Source organism: Moorena bouillonii PNG (assembly GCF_001942495.1).
In the GTDB taxonomy this organism is placed as follows: domain Bacteria; phylum Cyanobacteriota; class Cyanobacteriia; order Cyanobacteriales; family Coleofasciculaceae; genus Moorena; species Moorena bouillonii.
Genome location: NZ_MKZS01000001.1, coordinates 3,525,131 through 3,538,002, shown reverse-complemented (window position 1 = coordinate 3,538,002; position 12,872 = coordinate 3,525,131). Strand labels below are relative to the sequence as shown.

Genomic DNA, 12,872 nt, shown 5'->3' with positions numbered 1-12,872 from the left:
AGAATAGCTAGGGTTGTATCATTCATCCTTCATGGTTCATGATTTGCAGATTAGATTCGATTAGATGCCATGGGTTCCATTTTTAACTTACCTAACCATCATTTGAGGCGGTGTTGTGCGCCACAATTGCTCTAAACCAACTGCTGGCATAGTTAGATACAAAAGATCACCAGCGGCTAGGTTAATTTCCAATAAATCCCAGCCATGAATCGTTTGATACTTAGTTTCTAGATACAGTGGTACAAAGTCAGCGGACCTGGCAGCATCTTTAACACGGCGTCCACAGAACGGATGTTCGATGGTAATTTTAGTGGCTAAGGCAACCCAAAGCGTATCACCAATCATACCATTGCCTAACACTTGTCCACCTAATGCGGCAGCTGCAAAGGAAGGGGTGGCTAATTCTGTGGGAGACAATACTGCTTCAAATTCAAACACTTGCTGTACCATGTGGGAAAAGTGCGGGTCTTGATTGCGGACAACCACTGACAATTTTGAAGCTAGACTTTTGGCACTTAGAGCAATTTCTAAATTGGCTGTATCATCACTAGTAACTGCTAAAAGGGCTTCTGCTCGTTGGATGTGTGCTGCGGTGAGTGTAGCAGGTAAACTGGCATCTCCGTGAATGACTGCAATACCAAGAGAACGAACAATGTTCAGGAAACGATTGTTGGGGTTACTTTCAATCACCACCAATTCATGGCCTTGGGCATGAAGTTGGTAGAGGATTTGGACTCCTACATTTCCCAGTCCACATACAACATAGTGATTTTTGTAGGGAACTCTCGCAGCATCCCAAAACTGTTTGAGTCGGGTACCTAAGACAAAATCGTTTAGTAGAGCATAGCAAATCCCAATCACACCAGCCCCTACTAACATCATCACAGCAGTAAATACCTTAATAGTGTCCGGGGACTTTTCTGCTACTTCTTCTTGACCACCAGCACCCGTAATCATACCCACAGAAAAATATAGAGCATCAACAATAGAGGTTTCTAAGTTGACACACACATAAGTCAATGTGGCTGTAAAAATTATCAGGAGTAGGAAAAGGGTCACTACTAACATTGGTTGAGCATGATGCTGAAACTGTTGTAAGTTTGTGAAAACTTTCAGCAGTTTCTGTAGCCAGGATTGGCGTTTAGGACGAAACCGAGGCTGAGTACCAATAATTAAGCGATCGCCAGGTTGTAACTGTTTGCCCTGAGCTACTGCGGAAACTAGATCTAAGTTCGAGTCCATCGGTAAGTAGTAGATCAACATTCGCCTACGCTCATCCCACAGGTCACTCAACTGTGTTCCCATCCAAGGGTGGCTTTCGGTGATAATTTCTTCTTGTATCGGCCAGGTTTGATTGTGTAGCTTGAGTTGCCCAATGGCTCGATTCCCCATTGCTGCGAAGGCAAATACCGGTGCTGCTAGAGAAGAAACACTCATGCTGACATGATCCGGTAGGGTCTGATCTAAACGAGTACCCAAGCTGCTATTAAACAATCGGTTAACGATCCGAATCCGGGGATTAATCACTCGTGCCTGAGTCAGGATTGCCAGATTGAGAGCATCGTCATTACAGGCGAGAACTAGGGTTTGGGAATGTTCGAGTCCAGCGGCAAGTAGGGTAGAAACAGCCCGCAAGTCTCCAATAATAATATTGTTTTCGTCACCAGGCATTACTCTGTTGCTGATGCCAACAACAGCTACTCCCTGCTGCTTCAGTAAGCGGAATATTTTGTATCCAGTGCGACCCAAGCCACAGATAATGATGCGGGGTTTCATGTGTCAACCTTGTTGACCGAAATAATTGTTGTCGTTTTGCATCTAGCTAAGTGTTCTTTTACAATTCTTATCCAAGATAGCTCAAAGAACTGTAGCCGAAGACACTGCTGCTGGGAAAGAAAGGGTAAAATCTCACAGCTTTTGCCATTCAGGTAAGCTGCTGACCATCTAATTTGCCTATTTCAGGGTGATCAGGTTTCAGGGTGATCAGGAGATGGAGCAACGGATGGGTTAATAGATGTAACGGATGGGGGGATAAGGGCATGGGGGTGCCGGAAAGCCTGCAATTTAAATGCGGATTAGTTGAATAGGACGTGGACATTATGATATATTAGTGAACCAACCACAAAATCAATATATGTCTAAGGGGTCGCGGATTTAAATTGTATAGCTTTGATTAAGCTCGAAAAACTCATTAACCCTATGCCCTGATCCTCATCGGTCCCTGCTCCCTTGCCGATTCAATATATTAAAATAAAATCAATAAATTAGATATATAAATTAGATGTAGATGCCTCACAGCTGATCACTCCCTCGACCCGTCACCCCTTCATCTTCAAAGCAACTGGTTACAAATATCTACCAAGGTGTACTAGGAATGGGGCAGCCTCTCAATGGCTGGAACCCTGTATTGACTTAATAGGGCAACCTCCTGCTCGTATATGAACTCGCTGTAGTCAGCTAGATTGTCCAGCCCCAGAAAGTTGAGGATGATCTCAGCTGCTAGCCAAATTGTTATTCTAACCAATAATTGCCGCCATCGTATTATCATTGCATCAGACCTCCTGAGTATAGGTGAGGGAGGTTAGGTTTATAGTTGTGATCATCTGTTCAATTAAGTTATCAGCCTCAATTTTGTCTTTTATGCGCGCGGTATGGAGCAATTCCGTCCCGGTGTGCTTACAGTCGTCGAATTAAATTCGCCACGGGTCCGGTCCGCGTGGGTGTTCGATTCAATTGAAACTTGATAGGGCACGCTTCGGCAATTTTAGGACTACAGTAGTAGTCAAACATAGCGTTATAAGCTATTTTGGGGCAGATAAACTAGGATTTAGGAAAGAGGCAGCAATGGGATATCACGTTATTTACGATGGCGACTGTAATCTTTGTGTGACTTTGGTACAGCTACTAGAAAATTTGGATCAGGGCAAGCTATTTAATTACATACCCATGCAGGATAAAGAAGCTTGCGGCAAATTACGGGTAACACCTCTTGAGTGTGAGATGGGTATGATTTTGATCGATGCTTCTTCTGATGATTGCCGATGGCAAGGAAGTGATGCCGCTGAAGAGATTGGGCGTCTATTGCCATTGGGGAATATCTTTGTATCGGCTTATCGGGCAATGCCTGGGGTGAAGTCGTTAGGCGATCAGGTTTACGAGCAGATTCGGGATAATCGTTACACTTGGTTTGGTAAGCGTTCTACTACGTATAAATCGGTTTACCCAGTAGGTTGCAAGGCTAATCCCAGTTGAGGCTAGACTAGAGACTCAATAAACCTTTATCCACACTTCTTGTAGGAATAAACACATCATCCCCTATTATAAACTGTGGGGATAAGCTTAACCTATAGGAAAGTTCAATGTAATGTATTAGAATACTTATTTTCCTGGACTGATCATCTGATCGTGATGGGTTTTCCATCACGGATATTGTTCCATAGGAATAGTTATATCAATACCATAAACGGCAATTGAGTGATATTCAGCCATGTCGATCGAAAAACTTAAGCCTGCCGACAAAGGAGCTGTCGGGATTTATGTTCCCTACTACCAGGGTAATAAACGCAATCTTTTACCTATAGCAATTAGCCTCTACCAACAAGGGTCTTTAGAAGGTCGTCGCCAGATAGAAGGCGGTGATAGTATTCCCTTCGTTGCTAGTTGGTTTGTATCTAATCTTCCTTCTGAACTAACTCGTTGCCGATTACAATTTGATGGTAACGCGGATCTCAGTTACGAACTGACTATGCAAAATTCTGAGTTTGTGAATTACTTAATCGAAGTGATTATGAACTTTAAGCGATCGCGCATAACGGATTTTTCCAAGGCATTCTACCGCAAACTGCTACGCATTGATGAATAAACAACCAGTTCTCTAGTTATAGGAGTGTAAATAAGGGGTGGCAAAATCCGCTAAGTATTTACTAATTGGGTCAACAGAAGCTTACAGCGGTAAGTCAGCAACGATCCTGGGAATTGCCGATCAACTGCAAGCAAAAGGGATAACGATTGCCTACTGTAAACCACTGGGTAACTTTTTGAGTAGCAATCAAGGGTCAACCATAGAGGAAGATGTCCAGTTTATCACTGACATACTTAAGTTGCCAGAGAACATGGTGGGATCGCCTTTGCTGTTTATGGATGCTGAAACCATTGAAAAACGTTTGGGAGGACAAGACTCAACCGATTACCGTCAGTCTCTTCAAGACTATCTCCAACCACTAAATAGTGATGTAGTTTTGGTGGAAGGAGCAGCAACCTTGAGTGCAGGAACTCTGTTTAACTTATCATTACCAAAAGTTGCTCAGACAATTGATGCTGCTGTCTTATTGGTGGCTCGTTTTCACTCAGTTTTACTAGCAGATGCGTTGTTATTTGCTAAGCAACGTCTGGGAGAAAGCTTACTGGGAGTTTTAATTAATGATATTCCCCAAGACAAGCTATCAAGGGTAAAAACAACATTGAAACCGTTTCTGGAACGGCAAGAAATCCCAGTATTGGGAATGCTGCCTAGAAATAATCTGTTGCGCAGTGTTAGTGTTCGGGAACTAGTAGATCAGTTGCAAGCTAAAGTGCTATGCTGCCCTGACCGTTTGGATTTGATGGTGGAAACCTTGACCATTGGGGCGATGAATGTCAATGCTGCTCTGAAGTATCTACGCAAGGGCGTTAATATGGCGGTGGTGACGGGAGGGGATCGCCCAGACCTTCAGATGGCTGCTCTAGAAACCTCAACCCACTGTTTAATCCTCACCGGTCAAGTTCAGCCTCAATCGGTTATTCTCAGACGTGCTGAAGAGTTTGAAATTCCAGTACTTTCCGTTGATTTAGACACCCTAACTACTGTTGAGATTATTGACAAGTCTTTTGGTCAAGTACATCTCCATGAAGCAATTAAGGTGGAGTGTATGCAACAGATGATGAATGAATATTTCGACATTGAGCGGTTGCTCAAGCTACTTGGTTTGAACCCAGCTTTATAGATGCAAGATGCATTAGTTGAAGGTTCAAAGGTTAGAAGGTTCTTCGCCCCGTATTCGGTGTAGGGTAGGTTGGTAGGTTGGCAGGTTGGCAGGTTGGCAGGTTGGCAGGTTGGCAGGTTGGCAGGTTGGCAGATTGGCAGCTTGTTCGGGTAGCGTGGCCTATTGGCCAACGTTTGAACCTTCAACTTTAAACTTACTAAATAAATTCTAACTCTGTTAAAGGTAACTCTATTCAACTAAATATGAAACCAATTCTGGTTTTTGTCACCATTAATTTTGAAGGTTGTCAGGTTATAATGTTTAAGGTTAAAAGGTTCAACCTTGGCCTATGGCCACGCTACGCGAACAACTTGAGCTTCCTTGCCTTGTAACTCTTTTAAACTTTAAACTTGCTAACTTTTAATTCTGTTAACCATGAAACCAGTTATTGTTTTCGGCAGTATCAATATGGATTTGGTAGCCAAAACTCCCCGGTTACCAGTTCCAGGTGAAACACTACAAGGCCATGAATTTTTTACTGCCCCTGGTGGGAAAGGGGCAAATCAAGCTGTGGCGGTGGCACGGTTGGGTATCCCCACTAAAATGGTGGGGCGCGTTGGTAGTGATGATTTTGGAACTCAGCTAGGCCACAGTCTAGGCGTAACCGGTGTTGACACTGATAGTGTTTTGGTTGAGGAGGGGGTGAGTTCTGGGATTGCAGTGATTTCGGTGGATGAGGCTGGGGAGAATACCATTATTTTCGTGGCTGGTGCTAATGGGCATGTTAATGAAACTGATCTGGAACGCCTCAGTAGTTTGTTGCCAGGAGCCGCTGTTTTATTGATACAGTTGGAGATTCCCATGTCCGTGGTGCTCTTAGCAGCAGCGGCAGCTCAGAAAGTGGGTTGTCCAGTGATTCTTGACCCAGCACCAGCTCAGGAGTTGCCAGAGGAACTGTATGGCATGGTGGATATTATGACACCGAATCAGTTGGAAGCCTCTGTACTAGTGGATTTTCCTGTCGATACCATAGAGTCAGCCAAGAACGCATCGGAAGTACTGTTGCAACGAGGTGTGGATACGGTGATTGTGACCTTAGGGGAGCAGGGGGTTTTCTGTGCCACTGGTTCTGAATCGTTCTTCGTCCCCGCTTTTTCTGTTGAGGCTGTGGATACCGTGGCGGCTGGAGATGCGTTTAATGGTGCAATGGCTGTGGCAATAGCCAAAGGGTTACCGTTGCGGCAAGCGGTAGTATGGGGAGCTGCAGCTGGGGCGCTTGCTGTGACTAAGGCTGGGGCTCAGCCTTCTTTGCCTGATCAAGAGACATTCAATGCCTTTCTCACAGAATTAGGTATTAGCTATTAGCTATGATAGCATGATAGTCTTAGATATTAGATATTAGATATTAATTCTTAGATATTAGTGATTGCTAATAGATCATTTACCCGGAATTTGCTACTACTGGAAATCCTGATGGTGGACGTACTAATTAGTACTAATTAATCCAATTGGAGCAAATTATTGAATTTTGGTAGTACGTTTATATAAAAACTCAGCCCTTAAGCACTCACTACTATACAGTAACTAGACTGTAACATTCTCATAAATTAAGGAGATGGGACAACTAAAATCAATGCTGGTCAAGTGAATTTCTTCTCCTTCTGTGTAGGGATTGAGTTCCCATTTGCCTTGTGGATTGCGCCGGAAGCACTCGATAGTGATCTGTTGAGTATCAATCAAAAGGTATTCTTGTAAGGTTTTGATACGGCGATAGTTAGCAAATTTGCGACCTCGATCAAAGGCTTCAGTGGAGGGAGAGAGGACTTCTGCAATCAGACAGGGATGATAAATGACTTTGAGGGCATTGCTGTCTCGTTGGTCGCAGGTTACCATGACATCGGGGTAGTGAAAGGGGCCTTTTTCCGATACACCCACTTTGACACTAAAGATAAAAGGACGACACGAACCTCCCCCCAAATGGCTTTTTAAGGCAGTGGCAAGATTCAGCGCAATGGTTCCGTGGGGAATAGTTCCCCCACTCATAGCATAGACTTCGCCGTCGATATATTCATAGTTGAGTTCTTGCTTTTCCTCCCAGTCTAGATAAGCTTCGGGAGTAATGTAGTCTCCCTGATAAGAAGCAACCATAACCACCTCACCTATTAAGTGATGTCTTTTATGTCCTGTTTTGGAGCTAGTTGAGCTTATTTTCAACTATAGCGTGAAACTACCCCTGACTAGAGAGGGATGTTGCTTTGGAAGCGCTTTGCGATTGCCCGTAGGCCAGGCTACGCGAACGCATTGTCAATTTTGGCAGACACATGATTATACAAAATATTTTTGCTTTCATACCTGCTCGCTTTCGACAGGGCTTTCAGCCTTGCTTTTTATAAAAACGGGTATTGTAACTGTAAACGTTGTCCCTTGGTTGAGAGTGCTTTCAACTTCGATTTGACCGTGGTGATTTTCAACTATTGTTTTAGCGATCGCTAAACCTAGCCCAGCTCCTTTTGCTGTATCATAAGGTCTAGCTGGATCAGCTCGATAAAAGCGATCAAAAATGTGAGGTAATGCTGATGCACAGATGCCTTGACCGGAATCAGTTACCTTAACTTGAAGGAGGTAGCGCGGTCTTGGCGGTCCCCCCCATGAGGGACTACCAGTGAGGAATTGTAGGTTGGTTGGCCTACGTTTGCTGGGAGGTTCTAACTGTTGTAATTCCACTTGAATAAATGCTTCCCCTGGAGTTTTGGTAGAGGCGGGTGTGTATTGCACAGCATTATTCACTAGATTGGTAAATAAACGTACCAATTGATTCCAATCCCCCTCAAAGGTAAAGGCATCTTCGTCGAATGTTGGATTTTGGAATTCCTTACTAGGGCAGGGTGGCAGAAATACCTCACCAGCCCCCATCTCTTCCTCTGTCTGCTCTGTCTGCTGTGTGCTCTGTCCATGATCGGGATTGGGGATTTCAATCAAGTACAGGGAAATACCTTTGTCTGTAGCAATCAGTTGTTGCTCCTCGATCACTTCCATTAGCAAAGCATCTAGGTGGACTAATTGCCACTGGGGTTTTACCATACCGCTATCAGCACGAGCCAAAAACAGCAGGTCATTGACCAGTTTTCCTAAGCGCTGGGTTAATCGCTCTATCACTTCGAGTTGGTGCCGTTGCAACTCAGATGCCAAATCGGGATCCCCCAGAGCAACTTGCACGTTAGTCTGAATCGTAGCAATTGGGTTTCTCAGTTCGTGGGAAGCATCAGCAGTGAATTGTTTAAGCCGTTGGTAGGACTCTCTTACTGGCTTCATAGCCATACCAGATAGTAACCAACCAATAGCACCAGTAGAGATAATCATCACCACTGTACCTAGAGTCAGATCAAATATCAGTTGGTGGCTGGGTTTGGTGACTTCAAACCATGGGTGGCTCACCCGTAAATAACCCAAGATATAATCCTCGATTTGCACCGGTTGGGTTAACTGTCGCAGGAGATGCTCTGCTGATAAATGAACTGTTGCCCTAGTGGTGTTGGTCTTTAAGGGAATAGTTAAGGGTTCTGAGAAGGTTGACCAAAGCAAATCCCCCTTCGGACTAAACCACTCCAGGTCAATGTGGTCATCTTCTACCCGATCACTATTGTCTCGAAAACTGGCTTCAATGTTGAATTGATAGGGCATCTCGCCATGATCCACAGGTTGAATCACCAGTGATCGCTCTACCACTTCTACGACATGTTTGAGGGTGTCATCAACCCGTTCAATCAGGGTGTGGCGGACATAAAGATAGACACCAGTTGCAAATAGTAACAGTAAGACTGCTGTGACGGTAGTGTACCACAGAGCAAGGCGTCGGCGAGTAGTTTGAAACATGCTTATTTAACAGACATCTAAGATCAACAGGACTTACGCCGCCAACCCGGTTTCTTAAAAAAAATTACAGCAATTTGAGCCTTTGATTTATAGCCAGAAACCGGGTTTTAAGGGTCTTGGTGCCTAAGTCCTGATCAAATCTGGTTGAATAATCATGATATCCAGGATCCGATAATGGGTAATGGGTAATATCAATTCCGGTAGGATCGGATTGATCACAATTGAGCACCCGAACCAGTTGCTGCCAGTGTAGAGGACAAAGCTAAAATTGATATCGTGTCCGGTTAAATCGTTCTGGTTTGTAGGGATGTTGTCTGCAACGTCTCTACAAGGAAGGTTTGATTGATTGTTCCTTGTCCGACTTGTCTGCCAAAAGAATGACCCTTCAAAAAAGCGATCGCATACCAGCAAAACCATCTCTAAGCTCTCGGGAATACCTGTTTCAGTCCCTAGTGGACAATTCTCCCGAGTGTATAGGGGTATTTGACCGGGAATTTCGTTATGTCTATGCTAATCCGTCCCTGTCCAAGGCCATTGGGATCGCCCAGTCAGAATTGATCGGCAAAACCCATCGTGACCTGCAGATGCCAGAAGACTTTATCCATTTATGGGATAGAGCCATGGAAAAGGTGTTTGCTACAGGTCAAGAAAAGAGCATTGAATTCCAGTGGAACACAGAGAATGGGCGACAGTTTTATCAATCCTGTCTGGTACCAGAGTTGGCCAGTGATGGTTCAGTGGAATTTGTCTTGGGGTTTAGCTGCGGGATTAGCGATCGCATAACCAATACAGAATTTTCAAGGTGGATTGAGCAGTTACAGAACTCTAACCGAGAACTGGAACAGTTTGCTTATGTGGCTTCCCACGATTTACAAGAACCCCTGCGGAAGGTCAAGAGTTTCACAGAATTGCTGGTGGAAGAGTACCAGGGGAAATTGGATCGCGAAGCAGACAAATACATGGCTTACATTGTTGATGGTGTTTTCCGCATGCAGAGTCTGATTAAAGATCTGCTCGCCTACTCCCGTTTGGGTCGGTCTGAACTGACCTTTGAACCCACAGATATCGCTGAAGTGCTTGAACAGGTTCTTGAAAACTTGAGTGTTACCATTAAAGAAAATCATGCTGTCATCACCCATGATCCACTGCCAACTATCTCAGCTAATCCCCAACACATGGTGGAATTGTTCCAGAATCTAATCAGTAATGGCATCAAATTCCGTTCCGAGGCAACTCCTGAGATTCACATTGAAGCTCAGTTGCAGGAATCCAAATGGTTAATAGGGGTTCGAGATAATGGTATTGGTATTCCAACCAAGTATGCTGAACGAATTTTTTCCATATTCCAACGACTACATGGTAGGAGCAAGTATCCCGGTACCGGGATTGGTTTAGCCATTTGTCAGAAAATCGTCCAGTGTCACGGTGGAAATATTTGGGTCGAATCCGAGTCTGGTGTTGGCTCAAGATTCTATTTCACCTTGCCAATTCATCAGAGTTGGTAGCCAAAGATGGCTGATGGGTTTGTGGATAAAAAATCAATAATAAATGATATGATAGCCAAGTTCAACTAACCCAATGTCTTGATGCAGTCGCTCATGGGGGAAACCACGGCAGTCGCTCATGGGGGGGACCCCCAAGACCGCGCTGCCTTCCCAAGACCGCGCTGCATCGCTAGCTTACCTATAATGGTTTATCAGTAAGAAAACACTATTTTCTACCATACCTTAGTTAGTGCTCTCGTCAGCTGTCAGCCGTCAGCTGTCAGCCGTCAGCTTAACATAAACCTCAAAAGGTAGAATTTAATAGTTCGAGATTTTATCGAATTGAAAGTTTGGGGAAAAGCCCATCTAAGCATATTAGGTGCGCTTTCCGCATCTAATTATTAAATTCGCCACGGGTCGCACCTGCTGATAGCTGATAGCTGACAGCTGATAGCTTACGTTCCCTTTCCTAAAGTGCTGATGCCAATTTTAAAATCCTCATTTTTCTGGTTTTTCTGCTTTACGGTAATTTTCCTGCTATCCCAAGATTTCTGGTCTTGGCAGCAAGATATTTCCTTCTCCTTCCTTCATCTTCCCCCCTGGGTATTCTATTTTATTGCCTTACAAATTATCCTTGCGATCGCATTGTTACTATTTGTGCTAAATTTCTGGGAAACTTCGTCGTAAGCATATGCGCTACGCGCACGCTACTTGAGGTGCCGTCAGCTGTCAGCCGTCAGCCTTTGGGCAATGGCACCTCAAGTAGTCTGGAACAGGCTTCTAGCCTGTGACTTAACCCATAAGCTGATAGCTGATAGCAGCTTGTAGGGTGGGCAAAAACAGTTTGCTTATGCGTGAGTATTCTAGATTATATTACTTTGCCCACCCTACTTTAATTGGTGTGATAGCTGATAGCTGATAGCTGATAGCTGATAGCTTACACTTCGTCTAAGGAAGACCGTTAAAACTATGGCACTAGACTCGATTATTCCCTATGTTGTGATCGCTGGGTATTTATTAGTAACCCTGGTGGTAGGACTAGTTGGTTATCGCCAACAACAAAACACCCCTGATGATTATTTTTTAGCTGACCGTAACATGGGAGCAATTCTCCTATTTTTTACCCTAATTGCTACTAATTTCAGCGCCTTTGCTTTTCTGGGATTTTCAGGCTCAGGGTATCGCATTGGTCTGAGTTATTACGGAATGATGGGGTTTGGAACTGGCTTAATCGCACTAACCTTTTATTTTATCGGTTATCGAGTCTGGCTTGTAGGTAAAGAACACGGCTTAATTACCCCTTCTGAATTGATGGAAGCTCGTTTCCGTAGCACAGGTGTATCCCCTGGGATTAGCAATACCCTCAAATTAATTTTTCTGGGGGTTATGGTAATTTTCACCATTCCCTACTTAACCCTACAACCGATTGGAGCTGGCTATATTATTGAAACCTTAACCAATGGACAAATTCCTTATTTTACAGGGGCTACCTTTTTAACAATTGTGATCGTGCTGTATGTGTTCATGGGGGGGATGAGAAGCGTTGCCCTAACCGATGTTATCCAAGGGGTTTTAATGTTTACCTTAATGTTAGCGGCAGTGGCAGCAATTGCTTCTAGTCTGGGAGGGATTGCTGAAGCTAACCGTACTGTCTACACCCTTAAACCGGAATTGTTTTCTCGACAGGGTATAGATAATTTTTTTACCTATCGTAAGTGGTTTAGCTTCATGATTCTCTGGATGCTTAGTGTTCCTATGTTTCCCCAGATGTTCATGAGATTTTATACCTCAAAAAATAGCAATTCCCTAAAAGTTTCGGTAGTGATTTATCCCCTAGTAAGCGCTATCATGTTTATTTGTCCGGTACTAATCGGAATGTGGGGACATATTTCCTTTTCTGACCTGACAGCAAAAGCATCTGATCAAGTGTTTCCGATGATGCTAGCAGAACATACACCAATCTGGCTAGCCTCTTTAGTGATGGTCGGAGCATTAGCTGCTTTGATGTCAACCTTAGACTCCCAGCTTTTGGCTCTCAGTTCCATGCTAACCAGAGATATTTATTTTGCTTATTTCCGTAAAACCGCTTCCCTAAAAGAACAAACCTTTGTTGGTAGACTACTGATTGTTTTATTGGCAATTATTGGTTTAATTATCGCCAAAAATCCCCCAGATACCATTACTGCGATCGCAACCCAAGCCTTTACCGGATTAGCAGTACTGTTTCCCACGGTAATTGCAGTATTGTATAGCAAAACTATTCATCCTCTAACCTGTATTGTATCGATTCTTGTGGGTGAAGCCGCAGTGATTGGCTTTCAGTTAGGGATTATTCCCAAAAGTCTTACCTTCGGTTTTCTGCCAGTTGTGCCTATTGTTGCCCTTTCCGCATTAATTATTATTGTCGGATCAATCAAGCCGATCCAGAGACTGGTTAATAGTAGTGAGTCTTGAGTGCGTCAGTGGTCAGTGGTCAGTGGTCAGCTATCAGCTATCAGCTATCAGCTATCAGCTATCAGCTATCAGCTCTCAGCTATCAGCTATCAGCTATCAG

11 protein-coding genes are annotated in these 12,872 nt (G+C 44.0%); 8 read left to right on the top strand and 3 right to left on the bottom strand.

All coding sequences use genetic code 11. From position 1 onward, the window contains the following. Window positions 1-87: 87 nt before the first annotated feature. Complete coding sequence (locus tag BJP37_RS14410) at window positions 88-1,776, bottom strand: potassium channel family protein (protein ID WP_075899735.1); 1,689 nt, start codon at window positions 1,774-1,776, stop codon at window positions 88-90. A 1,068-nt stretch (window positions 1,777-2,844) separates the two neighbouring features. On the opposite strand from BJP37_RS14410, the gene BJP37_RS14400 reads away from it, so the two are divergent. The 5 genes from BJP37_RS14400 to rbsK all read left to right on the top strand — a co-directional run bounded on the left by BJP37_RS14400 (window position 2,845) and on the right by rbsK (window position 6,326). Continuing rightward, window positions 2,845-3,252, top strand: a complete 408-nt coding sequence (locus BJP37_RS14400; RefSeq protein ID WP_075899731.1) for a thiol-disulfide oxidoreductase DCC family protein — start codon at window positions 2,845-2,847, stop codon at window positions 3,250-3,252. A gap of 235 nt (window positions 3,253-3,487) precedes the next feature. Further along, window positions 3,488-3,862 carry a type IV pilus biogenesis protein EbsA gene (ebsA, locus tag BJP37_RS14395; RefSeq protein WP_075899729.1) on the top strand — a complete coding sequence of 125 codons (375 nt, stop codon included), beginning with the start codon at window positions 3,488-3,490 and terminating at the stop codon, window positions 3,860-3,862. A 37-nt stretch (window positions 3,863-3,899) separates the two neighbouring features. Continuing rightward, window positions 3,900-4,982 (top strand): phosphotransacetylase family protein, encoded by a 1,083-nt coding sequence (locus BJP37_RS14390; RefSeq protein ID WP_075899727.1) that lies wholly within the window; start codon window positions 3,900-3,902, stop codon window positions 4,980-4,982. 242 nt (window positions 4,983-5,224) lie between these two features. Then, complete coding sequence (locus tag BJP37_RS43565; RefSeq protein ID WP_269087004.1) at window positions 5,225-5,353, top strand: hypothetical protein; 129 nt, start codon at window positions 5,225-5,227, stop codon at window positions 5,351-5,353. A 43-nt stretch (window positions 5,354-5,396) separates the two neighbouring features. Next, window positions 5,397-6,326 carry a ribokinase gene (rbsK, locus tag BJP37_RS14385; protein WP_075899725.1) on the top strand — a complete coding sequence of 310 codons (930 nt, stop codon included), beginning with the start codon at window positions 5,397-5,399 and terminating at the stop codon, window positions 6,324-6,326. Between the two features lie 219 nt (window positions 6,327-6,545). Here rbsK and BJP37_RS14380 read toward each other — a convergent pair whose 3' ends face one another. Both BJP37_RS14380 and BJP37_RS14375 read right to left on the bottom strand, forming a co-directional pair. Continuing rightward, complete coding sequence (locus BJP37_RS14380; RefSeq protein ID WP_075899723.1) at window positions 6,546-7,109, bottom strand: Uma2 family endonuclease; 564 nt, start codon at window positions 7,107-7,109, stop codon at window positions 6,546-6,548. A 198-nt stretch (window positions 7,110-7,307) separates the two neighbouring features. Further along, window positions 7,308-8,834 (bottom strand): sensor histidine kinase, encoded by a 1,527-nt coding sequence (locus tag BJP37_RS14375; RefSeq protein ID WP_075899721.1) that lies wholly within the window; start codon window positions 8,832-8,834, stop codon window positions 7,308-7,310. A gap of 377 nt (window positions 8,835-9,211) precedes the next feature. Here BJP37_RS14375 and BJP37_RS14370 point away from each other — a divergent pair, with 377 nt between their 5' ends. From BJP37_RS14370 to BJP37_RS14360, 3 genes are all read left to right on the top strand, one after another. Next, window positions 9,212-10,339, top strand: a complete 1,128-nt coding sequence (locus BJP37_RS14370) for an ATP-binding protein (RefSeq protein ID WP_075899719.1) — start codon at window positions 9,212-9,214, stop codon at window positions 10,337-10,339. Between the two features lie 459 nt (window positions 10,340-10,798). Further along, window positions 10,799-11,005 carry a hypothetical protein gene (locus BJP37_RS14365; RefSeq protein ID WP_075899717.1) on the top strand — a complete coding sequence of 69 codons (207 nt, stop codon included), beginning with the start codon at window positions 10,799-10,801 and terminating at the stop codon, window positions 11,003-11,005. Between the two features lie 282 nt (window positions 11,006-11,287). Next, window positions 11,288-12,772: a sodium/pantothenate symporter gene (locus BJP37_RS14360; RefSeq protein WP_075899715.1), complete on the top strand. Its 1,485-nt coding sequence runs from the start codon at window positions 11,288-11,290 to the stop codon at window positions 12,770-12,772. Window positions 12,773-12,872 lie beyond the last annotated feature (100 nt).